Here is a 16,166-nt window from a genome sequence, read left to right as displayed (position 1 = left end):
ATGAAAAAATATTTATTAATGGCAGCGCTTGTGGCCGCAACATCGCACAGTGTGGCGGCTCGAGATGATATTGGCAAGTACTCTATTGCCGACTTATTAGCGACCACGAAAGCCAAGGATGCGCTATTGGATGTGCCCCTTTACTTTGCCGATCAACCACACAGCGCGGCGAAAGAGACCTTCGGTGAGGTGATGACCAATAAGAAAACCAATGCCTTTAATAAATCAGACAAAGAAGCCTGTGAGTGGGTGATGCTCAGTGCGCTTAAAGCACTGCAAGAGCGCGCTCAGCGCGAAGGCATGAATGCCGTCGTGGGTATAGAGTCGTACTATAAAAAGCGTGAATTTAAAAGCAGTGAACAATTTGAGTGTGGGGCTGGCTTTTTAATGGCCGGTGTGGCTCTTAAGGGCACGTTAGTTAAGCTATAAAACCGCACACAACAGTCCACGCGCTATAAATGAAAAAAGGTACAAAGTTCACCGCACAGGGGTGGTAATTTGTTTTTTGTTTGTTAACATAAAGTAAAATTACCACGCAGACAGTGGTGTAGTACCAATAAGGACGTTTATGGCGCGCTTCGTGTTATTATTGGCTGCGTGTTGCAGCCTTTTCAGCGCAACGGTTGTTGCATACCCTCCAGCAAAACAATTTGCACTGGCACACCTGCAAGAGCAAGTAAAACTCGATGGTAATCTTGACGAGCATGTGTGGGAAAATGCCACGCAAATCGCTGTTAACACTCAGAATGAGCCCCTTGAACGCGCTGCCTCTCCAGTCAATACAACCGCCTACTTATTTGATGATGGCCAATTCCTATATTTAGGCATCGATGCCAAGGACCCTAACCCAGAGGCCATTCGCGGAGCCTTGCGAGACCGAGATGAGTTATGGCAGGACGACAATGTCGGTATCATCATCGATAGCCTAAATGATGAGCGCAATGCCTTTGAGTTTTTCGTTAATGCTTATGGTGCTCAAGGCGATATTCTCGCAACCGACTTTGATACCTGGGTTGAAGACCCCAGTTGGGATGCCATTTGGTACAGCGCCGCGCAAATTCATAGCGATGGGTATGTGGTAGAAATGAAAATACCGCTGACGGTATTAAACCTGCCAAAAACAAATGAACCTATCACGTGGGGCATTTCCATTGCACGTAATTACCCACGGGACGTGTTCTATCGCTTGTCTAATGTCGGCTTTGATCTTGATATAAAATGCAGTTTTTGCCAGTTTGATAAACTCACCGGGCTTGCCAATCGCACTGAGCATCGTGATGTGTTGTTTACGCCGCATATCAGTGCTAGCCGCCACGACAGTAAAGAACACGTCCCCGGTGATTGGCAAAGTGGCGATGTTGATGTTGAAGTGGGCGCCGATTTACGCTGGCGTATCAATGATGAAACCTTGCTTAATGCCACCGTTAACCCGGATTTTTCGCAGGTAGAAGCTGACGCTGTGCAGCTCGATGTAAACACCAATTTTTCATTGTATTACGCCGAAAAAAGACCGTTTTTCTTAGATGGCTCCTCGTATTTTCGCACCAACCAGCAAGAGCTATTTTACAGCCGCACCATCGCCGAGCCGGATTATGGTGTAAAAGTCACCGGCAAGCAGGGCGCGCATACCTATGCCACGTTAGTCGCCGATGATGCCAACCCCTCTGTTTTATTACCAGGTAACCAAGGCTCATCACTGGCGCAACTGCAAGATGATGTCACCAATGCGGTGGCGCGTTACCGTTATGACTGGGGACAGCGCAGTGGCGTAGGGGTGACGCTTACGCAGCGCCAAGGGGGAGATTATCATAATACCGTAGCAGCCCTCGATGGTACCTATGCCCTTAATGCCAGCGACTCCTTTAACTACGGACTGTCTTATGCTGACACCGATAATAGCGCGCTGTTTGTCGAAAATTGGGACGTTGCCGCTAACCAGTCCGGCAAGGCAATTAGTTTGGCGCTTGAGCGCACGAAGCGTGATTACAACTTGCGTGGCGAGTATCAACAGATTGATGAAGACTATCGCGCCGATATGGGCTATCAGCCTAAAGCTGATTTTCGCGAGTACGTGCTCGGTGGCGGGCAAACCTGGTACGGTGACGATGGCGCCCGCATCACTAAGTGGCAATATGATTTAGAGTGGGATAAAAGCTTTGATTTAGATGGCGATTTACTTGAGCAAGAATTTGAAGGCTATCTATATGCTGAAGGGCCCTTGGTCTCTACTTACGAGCTTGGTATGTGGCATAGCGAAGAGCTCTATTACGGCGAATACTTTATCCAAAATAATGGCTATGTGCAGTTCTCTATTCGCCCGCATCAAGATTTAACCTATGTGCTTTATGCTGATTACGGTTCACGTATCGACTACAGCAATGCTCGCCTTGGTAAAGGTGCGGACATTGAAAACTCCCTGAGCTGGGATGTGAACCAACATTTGCAGCTTAAGGTGAATTACAATTACAGTGAGCTCGATGTTGATGAGCAATCCGTTTATCGTGCCCAGCAGTGGGATTTGCGACTTTACTATAAATTCAATATTCGCAGCATGCTTAAGGTCATCTGGCAGTTTGAAGATATAGACCGCAACCAGCAAGCCTACCTTTACTCGCAAGTGCATAAGCGCAATCGCGATTTTGGCTCGCAGGTGGTGTATTCCTACAAAATGAATCCGCAGTCGGTATTCTATCTCGGCTATTCCGACAGCGGCTATCAAGATGACTCACTGGATGAGCTGCAACGCACTGAGCGTACATTTTTTACTAAAATCAGCTACGCTTGGCAGCTTTAGCTTTGTTGTTGCGGTGATAGTGCTAGATGAACATCATCACCGCGCCGCTTCGCGACTTCATTGACACGTTCAAGCATCTCATTAATACGTTTTCGTTCATACGGGTTAGTGATGTTGTGCTCGGCATCGAATACGGTGGCTTGTACATAGCGATACAAAGCATCGACGTAAGCCTTATTACCATCGCACACAAACAGAATGTTTTTTAGCGCCTCAAGAAGGTTCACCAAAATGGTGGTGTCTTCGCGCCCGTAGTGGCGGATTGGGTCAAAGTTATCTTCTAACAAAGTAGCGACACTGGGCTCATAGAACCACAATCTAGGGGCCGTTTCTTCCTCGCTGTGTAGCAAGGTGTAATTGTGATCGGCAATGCGCAGGCGAGTGATAATTAAAATACTCAACATGTCTACCGCTTTAACAGCGGTGCCGGGGTCGTTTATCCCTGGGCTTAACGCTTTAATGGCGATTTCAGCAATTTGGCGAATGCCGTAACTGTAATGGTCGCCAATATACTCTTCGATATAAAAAACACTGCACTTACAAATTTGCTCACAAAGTTCACTGTCATCGCTGATATCTTTATTCACCGCTAAGTAGGGAAAGCCTTCGACACAAAAAAAGCCAGGCTCAATCTCAACCACCAGTTCAAGATCATGCTGTGCCAAAATTTTACTTAATTGCTGTGTATGCACACCTTTAAAGTAGCCAGCTTGAGGGCTTTTTATATGATACCACTGGGTATAGTCAGGGCGTTTTTTCGCAATGTCAGGCTGTTGTGCTTGGGCGATGGCTTGCAGTTGTTGCTGAGTTTGCGAAAACAGCGTATTTAGCACATTGTCCACTTGTATGGAGCGGGAAATAGAATGAATGAAAAATACAAATAGCGCTAAGGCGTACAGCCCGAGCATCAAGGCTATAAAGGTGCCCAGGGATGGCGGCTGGGTATCGCCATTCTCGGCGTGTATATTCATCAAAGTGACCAGGGTAAAGACAATACTGCCTAAGTACACCCCCAGCACATACTGGTGTGACTTCATGGTAATGAGCCCGGGCAATACCCGAGGCGAGAGGGTGGATGAGGCGTTGTTAAGTACCACCATCACCATAGAAAAACTAAACACTGTCAACGAGATAAGACCACCGGCGAGAATGTTAAGGACCGTTTTAGCAGTGTCTAAATCAGCAACAAACAACATCGGCCACTGTGATTTTAAGGCCATCACCAACTCATGATATTCGATGCTCGCCAAAAGCATCGCTAAACACAACAGCAAGGTGATGATAATAGCAGGGTAGAAGCCAATGCTGCTAACGATGGCCCGGTAGTGGGCAGCAAGTTTGCGAGGTGTACGCACTAAACAAGCCTCCATGGCGAATATTAAAAACTAACCCTAGCACAATGCACCATGTGAGCCTAGACAGTCTTTGCTTTCGCTGCTGTAGATGCTAAATAAAGTTGGAAACGTTTAAACAAAGATAGAAAGTAGCCATTTAGGCAAGTGATGCCTAACCAACTAATAGTCATGTCAATGTTTCATTAGAGCAATAAAAAAACAGCTGCATTACGCCGCTGATTTTTGCATTTAAGTGAGTTAGTTCATAAGAGAGCTGACGGTCAGCTAAACTCGTTTTTGGACAGAAACAAGTTAGGTTATTATTCGGTAACGCTGTATCTAGGGGTTACCGCGCCGTGTGCGGCAGCCCCAAAGGAGCGTAACGACTAAATTGCTATAACACCTTGTTATAAAACGCCTTAACGACCCCTAACAATTCGATTTGAATACAGGTCTTCAACAGGGAAGATCATCGTATAGTCGTCCCAGTTGAGATTGCCGTCCTCAATTTCGAAAGTAAGAAATTTATCGATGTTCTTGTACGGTTCATAGTCGGGATGCCCGACACTAAAAATGAAAGGAGCAAAATCGACTACAGACCTATGGCCATCGTTGAATGTTATTTCCAGGATATGGCCAGTAAGGTGTCTTGTATCAACCACTGATAATTCGGACATTTTTCACCTTTTGGTTAATAATCTGCGGGCTGATATGCTTTTTCTTCACGAAGTAATCTACCCATTTGTTCACAATATCCTCAGCATAGGCATTTACAAACTCTTCGAATTCCTTGCGCTTTTTCGAGTCTAGGCCAGTCCCTTTATCTTTGATAACGATCTTTTGTATTCGACCGCTGAGCATATGAATCTCGGCTTTTGATTCTTTGCCTTGATACTTTGCATGGATATGAATGGGTTCGTGCTCATTGCTATAGAAAAACAATATCAACCCAAGGTACTCGTAGATCTTTGGCATAAATATCTCCTTATCTCCGTTGCCAAATTAAGTTAACTTAACGCCTCTATGCGGGGCGCATAAATGCATGGCTATACTTGGCGACGAAGGAGCGCAAGCCATGCGTTTTGCGTTCATGCCATTATTGACTTGTTATATGAATTTAAACCAATAACACTATGAAAGTGCTGCGATAAATAAGACCACAAAAAACAAAATTACACAAATAGCTAGTATATTTCCGACGACAGCCAACGGCTTCGGCAATTTTGTAAATGAACCGCCTGACAGAAAATACCTTTTTGGATTGGAATTGACTAATTCAACCAACTCATCTTTTTGTGGTTTATCAAGTTGAGAGAAATCTTTGTTAACTTTTCGCGAATGACGAACCGCTTTTATCAAGATAAAACCAACGAAAATTACGATGACGATTTCAATCATACTCAAGATTCATATAACGCCGCAATATGGGCGTATTAAGCTTAGCTAAAACTAGCGAAGAATGAGCGCCAGCCCAGCTTTAGACGTCCCATTTATAATTGCCTTGTTAGTTTTTCTTGATCCACTTTTTATAGATGGCATTTAAATTAATGCCTATGCCAAAAAAATTCGGCTTTAGATCAATTATATCTTCTGAACCTTTCGTTTGTTGTGATGAGCCTTTTTCCGTTTGAAGAAATTGTTCTCCTTCAAATGTAAGGCCACCGCTAATTATTACAGCATTAACTAGCCCACCAGCAACTCTATAAGATTTAGAGTGCTTTAATTCTTGAATATAGTTTTGTTCATAAGCAGATATTAAACGAGTAGCTATAGGTTGAAACTCTTGAAGAGATTCCAAACTCTCATCCTTTGGCGAAAACGAAGATTGACCTTCACGAACTCGTTGAAGCAACTCCTTTAGTAATTTCATACTCTAGCCCGAAGAAAAACTAACATGTTCATAGCGAGCGAATCGCGCGTTTTTCTACCACAGCGTCGCTCGCTTTTCTGAATAACTCATTTGTAACAAACTTCTTAACTAATTGCCATTACTACTAAAATGCAGTGGTTCTAGCTTTTGTCTCAGGACAAAAACAAGCGATAGGATCGTTTTCCTGACTATGCAAGCAATATACTTTGACGAAATAGAAAAGCAATTTTGAAAGGCCGAAGTTCGCTCTTTTGAGTAATTCGCTTGAACACGTCTTGGGGGAATATTGAGCGCAGCGAAACCACAAAAAGAGCCTAGGCTTGGGCGTCTGCCTGGAACCGTCTGTTAGATCACACCCCCATTTTCTGTGCTCTATTTTCGCCAAAGCATCATGGGGGCTGCATCGAGTGATAGTTTCGTTAACACCACCCAATCGGTTCCTTTACCAAACGCATCTTTCACATACCAATCCATACGAACAAAAATATCTTGAATGCCGTCTCGATTAAAATCTGCGCGCGCCACCTGGACGTAATACAGATCCATATTGTCGACTTCCACATGAATCTGATTGTCATTCTTTTTTTCTACAAACTTAAGGCTGGTGTCATAGGCTGAAAGCGTGCCAGTGCGCCCATCGAGCGCTTGACCGCCCAGATAGGGAATCGCAGTTGCTGGAAACTGTTTAATTAGCTCGTAGTCAAATGACTTAGGCCAAAAGCTTACAGCGTTTTCGGAGCTAAGATAAAATCTTTCCACTACTTCGCAGCCGTTCTTTAGTGACTGCCAGTAAATATATTCTGGCGCACTAACTCGGTCCTCACCAAACAGAGCTAATTCAAGGCAGTTTGTGACGGTTACATTTTCGCCATTCACAGCAGTGAACGTCATGTCAAATTCAAAACTGTATGAGCTACCGTCGGTATGTTTTGATGCATCAAACACATCGGGGTTTATCCAGCGCGTTTGCTTTGCCTGCTCATTTACCGTAGGCGCATGCTGGCAAGCTGACAAACAGAGCGCACACAAAGCTAATACTGAGGATGTTGTAGAATATTTAAGGTTCATCAATGTTGTCTTTATGGTTTTTTAGCGCCAGCTTGCGCTTTTAGAAAGAGGTTTTTTTACGTAGAGATTTCGCTGAGCTTTTACGCTAATGCGACTGCTCTGCAATGTCGCATCACCCCTTTTTCTCTTTCTTTATGTGGGCAAATACAAAAAAGCCGGCATGGAGGCCGGCTTTTATTATTTAAGGTTGATAGTAGGTGGGCGAGCCTGGGCCTACTGGCATGCCGAGCACAAACACCCATAAATAGAACAAACACACCCAACCGAGGAAGAACAGCATACTGTAAGGCAGCATGGTCGCGACGAGGGTGCCAATCCCCATGTTCTTTTTATATTTGGTTGCAACCGCGAGTATGAGGCCAAAATAACTCATCATCGGGGTAATAAGGTTAGTCACCGAGTCGCCAATACGATAGGCGGCTTGGATTGTTTCCGGGGCATAACCAATAAGCATCAGCATAGGAACGAAGATAGGCGCGGTTACTGCCCATTGCGCTGAAGATGAACCGAGACTCAAGTTCACCATGGCACACATAAGAATAAAGAATACAAACACCTCAGGCCCGGTTAGATTAAGCGCTTGCAACAAGGCAGCACCATTCACCGCTAAGATGGTACCGAGGTTGGTCCATTTGAAGAAGGCGACAAACTGCGCAGCGAAAAACACCAGAACGATATACATGCCCATTGAGCCCATACTTTTGCTCATGGCATCAATAATATCGCGGTCATTTTTCATTGAGCCAACCACTCGGCCGTAAACAAACCCAGGAATAGCAAAGGTGATAAATATGATCACCACAATGCCTTCTAAGAACGGGGAACCTTTTACTTCGCCGGTCTCTTGATGGCGCAAGATACCGTCATCGGGGATAATGGTGAACGCTAAAATTACACCAATAAGCACAAACGAAAGACCTGCCCATTTGAGGCCGGTTTTTTCCTTTTTGCTCAGGTGGTCGATTTTATTTTCGCCCAAATCAATGCTGGCTTCACTGGGGTCATATTTACCCAAGCGTGGCTCAACGATTTTTTCCGTGACCCAAGTGCCTAAGATGGCAATCATGAACACCGAAACAAACATAAAGTAATAATTGGCCTCAGCGCCCACTTGGTAGTCAGGGTCAATCATTTGTGCCGCTGGGGTGGTGATCCCTGCTAACAATGGGTCAATGGTACCCAATAAAAGGTTAGCGCTGTAGCCACCGGAAACCCCGGCAAAAGCCGCCGCCAAACCGGCCAGAGGGTGGCGTCCAAGGCTGTGGAAAATCATTGCTGCTAGGGGAATAAGTACCACATAGCCAAGCTCAGATGCGGTATTTGATAATATCGCAGCAAACACCACCATAAACGTCACTAACCGTTTAGAGGCACCCATCACCATGCCGCGCATGGCTGCCGACAGTAGTCCAGAATGTTCAGCAACGCTCACCCCTAGTAAGGCCACTAATACTGTGCCTAGCGGCGCAAACCCGGTAAAGTTAGTCACTAACCCTTCAAAAATGCGGCGCAAGCCTTCGGCACTAAATAAGCTCACGACTTCGATAACACCATCTGGATCGCGTCCTTTAGCTCCTTCAGGGCGCGGGTCTATGGCGCTTAGGCCGGCCCAGTCGGCTATGCCGCTGATAACCACAATGGCGACACAAAAAAGTGCAAATAAAGTGATAGGGTGAGGCAGCAGGTTGCCGAGAAACTCGACCGTTGCTAAAAAGCGATTAAACCACCCCTTTTGTTGTTGTTCTGGCATGTCAGATGAGACTGCTTTACTCATACCTGTTATTGTCCTTGGAGTCACAAATGGCGCAAAAGATACCATTATTGCGCGCGGCGGTCATCGTTTATCGGTCAAAGCCGAGCAGTGCGCGATGGATAGCCAAAAAAAAAGCAGAGGTGGGCACCTCTGCTTGCCCGTTCAGGGCAAAATGCTTTAGGGAAAAGCAATAATTGTTACGCACCAACAGTGCTAAGAGATCAAAATAGCCCCAGCTGTTTGCTTGATTTTGTTTTACTTGTTGCCTTTGGCTGGCGTTTACGGGAGCCATGTTGGTGGCCCACGCGCGCCGTCTCGCGGCTATTCACATGGCGCTGGTAGTAATCGGAAATGCGCGCTTTCGCTTGTCGCAGGGCAATGTCCGGTAGCACACTCGGGTGCGGGTAGGCGTCATGACTGAGGCCATTGTATAACCACGGGGTGTGCACATAGGCGCTAGGTACCTTGCTCAGCTCGGGCAGCCAGCGACGAATAAAATGACCGTGTGGGTCGTATTTTTGTCCTTGTGTCACCGGGTTATACATTCGCCACGGATTGATACCAGTGCAGCCCGATTGCATTTGCACTTGGGGATAATGAATACCAGGTTCGTAGTCAACAAACTGCGTTGCTAAAAACGCCGCTGGTTGGCGCCAATCTAACCAGAGTTGGTAACTGGCATAGGCAATAAGCATGGCGCGCATACGAAAGTTAATCCAACCATAGTGATGCAAAAAACGCATACAGGCGTCGACAAAGGGCACGCCCGTTTGCCCTTGGCGCCAGGCTAAAAACTGCTGCTCGTCAAACTGCTCGGCGCGTAAATGAATAAGGTCGCGGTGCACTGCGTGTTCACAATAGCTCGGCTCTGACTCCAGCTTTTGCACAAAGTGACTGTGCCAATGTAAACGGGCCAATACCGCCCGCTTATGGCCTGCGGCGCCTTTGATAGCACCCAGGCTCTGGATACTTTCACGTAGGCTGATCACGCCATAGGCGAGGTAAGGGCTTAAACGAGAGCACCGGGTGGGGGCACTGAGTACCGAGGAAATGCCGCCGCGATAGTGGTGCATGCGCGTTGCTAAAAAGCTTTGCTGGGTGGCCAAGGCACAGGCGTGGGCGCCATGCTGGGCTCCGCTGGCAATAAGGTTATCGTTGCCCGGATAGTGATCTAGTAATGCTAAACCGTCATGATGGCTAAGCAAACTCGTTAAGTGCGTGGGGCTTTCTAATTGCGGTTGCTTGAGCCAGTGCTGCGCCTTTGTTTGCCAATGATCGCGTTCTATCGCGCCACGAAATACCGCCTGTTGGCGATAGGTGGCAATGGCAATGCTGCGCTCGCGACACCATGAAAACACCTGATTATCCCGGCTATACGTCCACGAGTTGCCGGTTTCCTGGTGGCTATACAGGGTATGGATAGGCGCATGTTGATGGATGCGCGCTAAGATGTCGCACACCTCTCCGCGACGCACTAATAACCGACCGCCGATACGCTCAAGTTGAGTTGCCAGGGAGTGCAATGCTTGAGCAATAAAACGAAACTGGCGCTCGCTGGTGTCATCAAGGCACCAATATTCGGGCTCAATAACGTACAGACACAGCACCGGGCGCATGCTTTGCGCGGCAAAATGAATAGGGGCATGGTCATTAATGCGCAAATCGCGCTTTAACCACACCAAGCTAATCATCCAATACTCCTTTGTAGAGCAGGGGATACCGGCGTAAGCGTTTGCCAATATAATCGTCGCGCAGCAGTGCGTCGCAGATTTCATCGACATCGCGGTGGGCGCTAAAAACCCAATCGAAACGCTCGATGGCTAGTAAAAAGCCGCGCTTAAGATGGCGCTGCTGGCGGTAATATTCCAAGTTATTTTTGATCAGTTCGAGTTTACTCGGGTCCGCTTTTAGTGCGGCGACCACTTGCTCGCTATGGTGTTGTAATGTCTTGGGGGTCTTTCTTGGACCTCGAGGCCTGCGCACATTCATCTCCTTAAACTGCTATGAAAGGATATACGCAGGCACAGTGACGCAGCGATCAAGCTTGTTTAGCTATCGCCTCAATTTTTTTGATGAAATCTTCTTTGTTCTTGTCGCTTTGGTAATCGAGGTGGTAAGTGTTGTGAAAACCAAAGCGCATTAACACACCACTTCCTTGTAGATAGACGGTATAGCCATCAACATCAGAAAATGCCGTGAGCCCCTCATAGAACTTGCCCTCGTCGGTTTGCTCACCATGTTTTTGAATATGTTCATAGACCCGCAGCAGGGTCTTACTGTCTATTTCGTTTTTCATCGAGGTTCTCACAATGTTGCTGTCGTTACTTATATTTTGGGGGTAAGGTGCGTAAAATCAACCAACACCTTCATTTGTTCAAGGAGGCCACAATGCAAGTCCAGGTTCTCGGTAGTAGTTCGGGCACACCGACATCAACGCGCAATGTCTCAGGCTACGCGGTGTTTCGAGAGGATAAAAAGCCTTGGTATTTGGTCGATTGTGGTGAAGCAACGCAGCATCAAATATTAAAAACGACGCTCAGTCTTTATCACCTTGAGGCGATATTTATTACCCATAAACACGGCGACCATTGCTATGGCTTGCCGGGGCTACTTGCCTCGGCCGGGCTCAGTGGCCGCCAAGCGCCGCTTACCATCATCGCCCCACAGCAGGTGCTGGATTTTGTCAGTGCCACGCTTAAGCTCAGTGATTGGGAATTGAACTTTCCCTTGCAGCTCTATGATTATGATGCCCTTGATGAGTACTCAGGCTCTTGGGCCTCAGTGCGCAGCTGCGCGTTACAACACCGGGTGCCCAGCAAGGCGTATCGCTTTGACGAGCATGCCATCCCATTAAAGCTGGATATTGCACAGCTCAAGCGCCACCATATCGGCTCAGGCCGCCATTATAACCAGCTGCAACGTGGTGAAGATGTAACCTTCGAGGGCCGCACCTTAACGGCCAAGCAGTATACCTACCCGTCGTGGCCAGCGCGTAGCGTCATGGTGTGTGGCGATAATGAAAAGCCGCAATGCTTAGACCCGCTTATCGAAGGGGTTCAGTTATTGGTTCATGAGGCGACTTTCACCGCCAAAGATTTGCACAAGGTTGGGTTTCACACTGGCCATAGCGACGTTGAGCGCATTTGTGATTATGCCCAACAGCGCCAGGTGCCGAGCCTGATACTCACCCATTTCAGTGCCCGGTACGGGGGAGATGCAATGATGGCGCACATCGCTGACATTGCCACAGACAGGTATAGCGGAGCACTGTATTTGGCGGAAGATGGTTTATGTGTTGGTGTAGACAAGCAGGGCCACAGTGCGCTGATACACGCGCGGTTTGCTCAGCCCTTTAGGCCGAACGATTAGCCCATTTGAGTTGTTGATAATCACGCGGGCTGAGCCCAACCACTTGTTTAAACTGACGGCTAAAGTGAGCCTGATCGGCAAAATTTAGTGCATAACTCAACTCGGTTAAAGACGTTTGGCGCTGATGTTTAATGCGCTCGCGGGCGCAGGCCACTCGTTGCAGTTTATGAATGCTGCGTAGGGAAATGCCAATGTGGTGTTTGCAGTAGCGCTCGATAGTGCGCGGGGTTTTACCCAGTTGCTCGGCTAAATCGGCGGTGCTGGCGCATACCTCAATCGCGGCGCCACTGAGCACTTGTTGCTGGCGGGGTAAATGGCTGCTCAGGGTTTTAATCAGATCAAAAAATGGTTGCGCTTCACTGAATCGCGCGGCGCGGTGCAATTGCGGGGCGGTGTCGATATCATCAATGCGAATACATTGATTCACCATCTCTGCGGCGGGTTGTCTGATGAAACTGCCCTGTGCCGCCAAATGAAAACGGGCTCCGAGCAAATGAGTGCCCGCTGCACAGCTCAACACCTTGCTATGCTGCTGACAACCGGTGATGTACAGCCCCGGCGTTAGTAACTGCTCGCCTAAATAAGCCTGACCCTGCGTAAGTGCGAGCAAGCCCATGCGCGCATCAGCGTGTAACAATTGCTGCGAGTAGGGCTGTTCAGCGCCGGTTCGCGCCTGCCATACCTGGGCCACACCACCTACAGACAGGGCCTTTATATGCAGGGCAAAGTCGCTTAAAGGACGATAATACTGGCTGCTCAATATGCGTGTGGGCGAGGTCATGACATTGTCGGTTTTGTTCAAGCTTTGCCACCAGCATATTGCTAATTTAGGGCCATCGCAATAACTAGGTAGCAACAATGAAATACATCCTACTTTTGACCTTCACATTTGTTTCTTGGTTCATCCACGCCACGCCATTGCACAACATTCAGCTAAAAGAGCTGCAAGGCGGTACCTCAGTGTCACTCGCGCAGTTGCAGGGCGCGAAGCCTCTGTATGTAAAGATGTGGGCAAGCTGGTGCAGCCCGTGCATGCAACAGATGCCAAAATTACAGCAGCATTATCAAGATTTTGGCGATAAATTAGCCTTTGTTGCCGTTAACATCGACCTGAACGATGATGCGCACGCCATTAGCAAGGTGGTTGAGCGTTTTCAACTGGGTATGACGATTGCTCTGGATGAGCATAAGCAATTAGCAACCCAGGTCGGCTTGCAAGGGACGCCATTGCATTTGCTGTTTAATCGCCAAGGGCAATTAGTGTATCGCAGCCATCAAAGCGATGAACAGTTGGCCCAGGCACTCATGGCATTAGCCAACGCGCAGCCACTGCCAACCAAGATGCTTCGAGAAAATGACCCATCGCCAACAAAGCTCCCTTTGGCAGATGCAGTGTTATTTAGCGCCACATGGTGCGAAAGTTATTGGCAAGAGCGCAAGGCGGATACGGCGCGCCAGTGTCAAGCGAGTCGTGAGCGGGTGAATAAGCTCGCCGAGCAAGGCAAAAAAGTGGTGGTGGTGGTGTCAAACTTGTGGACCACGCCGGCGGATGTGCAGGTGTTTGCACAGCAGTTTCACCCCAGCATCGATATTATCATAGATAACGGCGGCCAACTTTTTAAAGCCTATCAGGTCAAAGCGTTGCCACACTTGCTACACAGCAACACCCACGCGGCCCAATAAGGCTATGTTGAGCGTGCCGGCAAGGCAATAGTGAGCTCGGCAATCTGTGCCGCGCTCACATAAAAAGTTTGTTGCGCCAGCACTTCGTTACCTTGCTCGTCATAGATTTTGATGATGTGCGCGCCAAGTGCGAGATGGCGCTGCGTCCATGTTTGGGCACAACAACGTATCGGGGCGGCATCGTCGATGGCAATGGCGTAGCAGTAGGGACTGTGGCTAAATTCCACCTTAACATTCACCGCCCCAAGTTGGGCACCCGGTTGCGTGGTTGACGGCGCAGATATTGATTCGCTTGGCTGCGACGGTGCTTGGTATTGTTGAATAAGCTCGCCGAGCAATTCATTGCCGGTGGCAAACTCTGACACCCACTGCCGAGTTTCGCTTTTTTGTAATTGTGCGGTGCGCGCTAAGTAGTGGCGCGACAAATCAAACAGGGCGCGGACATCGTCCTGTTGCAATGGCTGGTGGCGGTGTAAAATAAACTGTGACCAGTCGGCCTCAAAACGTCGGCTGAGGCTTTCCATTTCTGTCACCGTGGAAATATAGCGGATCCAGCCGCTGGACCAACCAAAAATACGATCTGCCGCTTGTAACAGTCCCGCCAGAGCAAGCGCTCCGACACCTGCTTGGGTTAGGTATAGACGCTGTTGATAATGCTCAAATAGACCGGCAAAAATAGGCAGTAAAGCCCCAAGAATAACCAAAGAGAAAGTCAAAATGCGCACCGTTAATGAGGCGCGGCGTTTGGATTGAATACTGCGCCAATACCAGTTGCGAATATCTTGGCTGCGAGCGCCTGCGCGCTGATAAATATCCGCTAGGGCCCGACTGGGCTCGCTAGCAATATAGTGATCCCAATCCGGTAGTAGCTCGGCAGTAACATCTTGCTTTGCACCCATGCGCAACCCTTCCTTAGTGTAAAATCCAATAGCGGCATATATGCGCTAAGTATGCTAGAAAACACCTTGATAATAAAGTATTTAGCCTACACCTTTAGCTGCGCAGCGCTTCGAACAATAACGTACAGAAGGCCAGTTATTGCGCCATTTTTTACGCCACGTAAAGCGCAAGCCACACACCGGACAATATTTATAAGGAAGATTAACTTTTTTGTGCGCCACAGTGATCTTTCCCACCTTTGCCAAGGTTTAACTGCACCATGAGCCTTGTTGCCGTTATGGCTAATAGGCGTGGTGATTAGTAATCAATGAGTAGGAGATACGATGAGCAGCGGTGCTGGCGATCATTCGCGTATTATTGAAATGGCGTGGGAAGATAGAACCCCGTTTGAGGCCATTGAACGCCTCTACGGTCTCAATGAGCAAGCGGTAATAGAACTGATGCGTCGTGAACTAAAGGCGGGGAGTTTTCGTCTTTGGCGAGCGCGGGTTAGTGGTCGCAAAAGTAAACACCAAGCCTTGCGTGATCCGCGTATTGAACGCGGATACTGCAAGACTCAGTATAAGCACCGTTAACGCTTAACGGGCGTTGGTGCTTTCGAAGATCTTATCCGCAGAAGCGGCGACGAAGCCAGTGTAGATTTCGCCATCAGGCTTTAAGTAGCGCAGAGCAAACTCATAGAAGCAGCTTGGTACCGCTTTTTCACCGTCTGAAAAAGCCACCTTCGCATCGTCAGCTAGCGTTGATGACTGCTCTAGTAGCACCTCTGGAGAGCCTTTAATCTCACCGCCTGAGGTATTCAGTTTAAACCCAGCATCCTTAAGCTTTTGGTTCACCTGCTCAATGGTATCAAATTGCGCCAAGTGGTTAATGCTCACGGTAAAGTGGTTGGCGCGATAACCCCAAGCCGACATCCATGCAGCGTATTCACTTTCTGCCAACAGCTTTTGATAGGTCTCATAGCTGACATCCCAATGGGTGCCAGAGTATAAGAAGTTGTCTGCAGTGACGGCGTCTTCATCAATGCTATCGACCATCTCATGAACGGTTTTTTGTAGCTCATCTGAGAACTGTTCAACAAGCAGCTCAGAGATAAACACTTTAGGTTGAGTCGGGTCTTCGTGCTCAAAATGCTTGGCGTAGAGTTTCTTGGCTTCGAAGTGATACTCGCCACACTCTTTGTAACCCACGGCTTTAAAGTGCGCAGCGAGCTTTTCTAAGCCAACCTTAGGCAAGTTAAAGGTGCGCAGCGCAATATGGTCGTTAATAACGTCATCGCGTTGAGTCGAGCCTAGTAGCTCGTGTACTTTAACGGCTGATGGAGTCACTTCAAGGTAGTTGTCCCACAAGTGTTCAAATAGTGTGTTTACATTGTTATGCATAATAATTCCTTAA

At 47.9% G+C, this 16,166-nt stretch carries 18 protein-coding genes; 5 read left to right on the top strand and 13 right to left on the bottom strand.

All coding sequences use genetic code 11. The features are described 5' to 3' along the window. Positions 1–429 carry an excinuclease ABC subunit A gene (locus MHM89_RS05080; protein WP_022943864.1) on the top strand — a complete coding sequence of 143 codons (429 nt, stop codon included), beginning with the start codon at positions 1–3 and terminating at the stop codon, positions 427–429. A gap of 139 nt (positions 430–568) precedes the next feature. Beyond that, complete coding sequence (locus MHM89_RS05075; RefSeq protein ID WP_239408261.1) at positions 569–2,794, top strand: DUF5916 domain-containing protein; 2,226 nt, start codon at positions 569–571, stop codon at positions 2,792–2,794. Here the strand turns inward: MHM89_RS05075 and MHM89_RS05070 are convergent. From MHM89_RS05070 to MHM89_RS05030, 9 genes are all read right to left on the bottom strand, one after another. Then, positions 2,791–4,149, bottom strand: coding sequence for a DUF2254 domain-containing protein (locus MHM89_RS05070; RefSeq protein ID WP_239408260.1), 1,359 nt, complete (start codon positions 4,147–4,149; stop codon positions 2,791–2,793). The genes MHM89_RS05075 and MHM89_RS05070 overlap by 4 nt on opposite strands. A 633-nt stretch (positions 4,150–4,782) precedes the next feature. Beyond that, the gene (locus MHM89_RS05065) at positions 4,783–5,103 is read right to left on the bottom strand and encodes a DUF4160 domain-containing protein (protein ID WP_045979932.1); all 321 of its coding nucleotides are present in this window, start codon (positions 5,101–5,103) and stop codon (positions 4,783–4,785) included. 156 nt (positions 5,104–5,259) lie between these two features. Beyond that, positions 5,260–5,526 carry a hypothetical protein gene (locus MHM89_RS05060; RefSeq protein ID WP_130146510.1) on the bottom strand — a complete coding sequence of 89 codons (267 nt, stop codon included), beginning with the start codon at positions 5,524–5,526 and terminating at the stop codon, positions 5,260–5,262. 106 nt (positions 5,527–5,632) lie between these two features. Continuing rightward, a complete protein-coding gene (locus MHM89_RS05055; protein ID WP_239408259.1) occupies positions 5,633–5,998 on the bottom strand; it encodes a hypothetical protein in 366 nt (121 codons plus the stop codon). Between the two features lie 372 nt (positions 5,999–6,370). Next, a complete protein-coding gene (locus MHM89_RS05050) occupies positions 6,371–7,066 on the bottom strand; it encodes a hypothetical protein (protein ID WP_239408258.1) in 696 nt (231 codons plus the stop codon). A gap of 181 nt (positions 7,067–7,247) precedes the next feature. Continuing rightward, on the bottom strand, positions 7,248–8,840 hold the full coding sequence (locus MHM89_RS05045; protein WP_239408257.1) for an AbgT family transporter: 1,593 nt from the start codon (positions 8,838–8,840) through the stop codon (positions 7,248–7,250). Between the two features lie 200 nt (positions 8,841–9,040). Continuing rightward, positions 9,041–10,510, bottom strand: coding sequence for an FAD-binding domain-containing protein (locus tag MHM89_RS05040; protein ID WP_239408256.1), 1,470 nt, complete (start codon positions 10,508–10,510; stop codon positions 9,041–9,043). Then, positions 10,503–10,808: a hypothetical protein gene (locus tag MHM89_RS05035; protein ID WP_239408255.1), complete on the bottom strand. Its 306-nt coding sequence runs from the start codon at positions 10,806–10,808 to the stop codon at positions 10,503–10,505. Before MHM89_RS05035 ends, MHM89_RS05040 begins: the two co-directional genes overlap by 8 nt. A gap of 49 nt (positions 10,809–10,857) precedes the next feature. Beyond that, on the bottom strand, positions 10,858–11,115 hold the full coding sequence (locus MHM89_RS05030; protein ID WP_022943876.1) for a DUF3081 domain-containing protein: 258 nt from the start codon (positions 11,113–11,115) through the stop codon (positions 10,858–10,860). 92 nt (positions 11,116–11,207) lie between these two features. Here MHM89_RS05030 and MHM89_RS05025 point away from each other — a divergent pair, with 92 nt between their 5' ends. Next, positions 11,208–12,188, top strand: a complete 981-nt coding sequence (locus MHM89_RS05025) for an MBL fold metallo-hydrolase (RefSeq protein WP_239408254.1) — start codon at positions 11,208–11,210, stop codon at positions 12,186–12,188. Here the strand turns inward: MHM89_RS05025 and MHM89_RS05020 are convergent. Further along, positions 12,172–12,990 carry a helix-turn-helix domain-containing protein gene (locus MHM89_RS05020; RefSeq protein WP_239408253.1) on the bottom strand — a complete coding sequence of 273 codons (819 nt, stop codon included), beginning with the start codon at positions 12,988–12,990 and terminating at the stop codon, positions 12,172–12,174. The two genes, MHM89_RS05025 and MHM89_RS05020, sit on opposite strands and share 17 nt — an antisense overlap. 56 nt (positions 12,991–13,046) lie before the next feature. Here MHM89_RS05020 and MHM89_RS05015 point away from each other — a divergent pair, with 56 nt between their 5' ends. Further along, complete coding sequence (locus tag MHM89_RS05015) at positions 13,047–13,871, top strand: redoxin family protein (RefSeq protein WP_239408252.1); 825 nt, start codon at positions 13,047–13,049, stop codon at positions 13,869–13,871. Positions 13,872–13,873: 2 nt separating this feature from the next. On the opposite strand, the gene MHM89_RS05010 is transcribed toward MHM89_RS05015, so the two are convergent. Together MHM89_RS05010 and MHM89_RS05005 are read right to left on the bottom strand one after the other, a co-directional pair. After that, on the bottom strand, positions 13,874–14,770 hold the full coding sequence (locus MHM89_RS05010; RefSeq protein ID WP_239408251.1) for an SLATT domain-containing protein: 897 nt from the start codon (positions 14,768–14,770) through the stop codon (positions 13,874–13,876). A gap of 81 nt (positions 14,771–14,851) precedes the next feature. After that, positions 14,852–14,992, bottom strand: a complete 141-nt coding sequence (locus MHM89_RS05005) for a DUF2256 domain-containing protein (protein ID WP_081604432.1) — start codon at positions 14,990–14,992, stop codon at positions 14,852–14,854. Between the two features lie 102 nt (positions 14,993–15,094). On the opposite strand from MHM89_RS05005, the gene MHM89_RS05000 reads away from it, so the two are divergent. Further along, the gene (locus MHM89_RS05000; RefSeq protein WP_239408250.1) at positions 15,095–15,346 is read left to right on the top strand and encodes a TIGR03643 family protein; all 252 of its coding nucleotides are present in this window, start codon (positions 15,095–15,097) and stop codon (positions 15,344–15,346) included. A gap of 3 nt (positions 15,347–15,349) precedes the next feature. Here the strand turns inward: MHM89_RS05000 and MHM89_RS04995 are convergent, their stop codons facing one another. After that, on the bottom strand, positions 15,350–16,153 hold the full coding sequence (locus MHM89_RS04995; protein WP_022945492.1) for a DUF1338 domain-containing protein: 804 nt from the start codon (positions 16,151–16,153) through the stop codon (positions 15,350–15,352). Positions 16,154–16,166: the final 13 nt, after the last annotated feature.

Source organism: Pseudoalteromonas sp. CNC9-20 (assembly GCF_022347875.1).
Classification (GTDB): Bacteria; Pseudomonadota; Gammaproteobacteria; order Enterobacterales; family Alteromonadaceae; genus Pseudoalteromonas; species Pseudoalteromonas ruthenica.
This window is presented reverse-complemented; position numbering and strand designations above follow the sequence as displayed.

What these genes read in the sequence shown, in the direction of transcription:
- MHM89_RS05035 (WP_239408255.1), bottom strand. Translation starts at nt 10,808, where the DNA reads ATGAATGTGCGCAGGCCTCGAGGTCCAAGAAAGACCCCCAAGACATTA.
- MHM89_RS05025 (WP_239408254.1), top strand. Translation starts at nt 11,208, where the DNA reads ATGCAAGTCCAGGTTCTCGGTAGTAGTTCGGGCACACCGACATCAACG.
- MHM89_RS05000 (WP_239408250.1), top strand. Translation starts at nt 15,095, where the DNA reads ATGAGCAGCGGTGCTGGCGATCATTCGCGTATTATTGAAATGGCGTGG.
- MHM89_RS05080 (WP_022943864.1), top strand. Translation starts at nt 1, where the DNA reads ATGAAAAAATATTTATTAATGGCAGCGCTTGTGGCCGCAACATCGCAC.
- MHM89_RS05055 (WP_239408259.1), bottom strand. Translation starts at nt 5,998, where the DNA reads ATGAAATTACTAAAGGAGTTGCTTCAACGAGTTCGTGAAGGTCAATCT.
- MHM89_RS05015 (WP_239408252.1), top strand. Translation starts at nt 13,047, where the DNA reads ATGAAATACATCCTACTTTTGACCTTCACATTTGTTTCTTGGTTCATC.
- MHM89_RS05075 (WP_239408261.1), top strand. Translation starts at nt 569, where the DNA reads ATGGCGCGCTTCGTGTTATTATTGGCTGCGTGTTGCAGCCTTTTCAGC.
- MHM89_RS05060 (WP_130146510.1), bottom strand. Translation starts at nt 5,526, where the DNA reads ATGATTGAAATCGTCATCGTAATTTTCGTTGGTTTTATCTTGATAAAA.
- MHM89_RS05040 (WP_239408256.1), bottom strand. Translation starts at nt 10,510, where the DNA reads ATGATTAGCTTGGTGTGGTTAAAGCGCGATTTGCGCATTAATGACCAT.
- MHM89_RS05050 (WP_239408258.1), bottom strand. Translation starts at nt 7,066, where the DNA reads ATGAACCTTAAATATTCTACAACATCCTCAGTATTAGCTTTGTGTGCG.
- MHM89_RS05030 (WP_022943876.1), bottom strand. Translation starts at nt 11,115, where the DNA reads ATGAAAAACGAAATAGACAGTAAGACCCTGCTGCGGGTCTATGAACAT.
- MHM89_RS04995 (WP_022945492.1), bottom strand. Translation starts at nt 16,153, where the DNA reads ATGCATAACAATGTAAACACACTATTTGAACACTTGTGGGACAACTAC.
- MHM89_RS05045 (WP_239408257.1), bottom strand. Translation starts at nt 8,840, where the DNA reads ATGAGTAAAGCAGTCTCATCTGACATGCCAGAACAACAACAAAAGGGG.
- MHM89_RS05010 (WP_239408251.1), bottom strand. Translation starts at nt 14,770, where the DNA reads ATGGGTGCAAAGCAAGATGTTACTGCCGAGCTACTACCGGATTGGGAT.
- MHM89_RS05065 (WP_045979932.1), bottom strand. Translation starts at nt 5,103, where the DNA reads ATGCCAAAGATCTACGAGTACCTTGGGTTGATATTGTTTTTCTATAGC.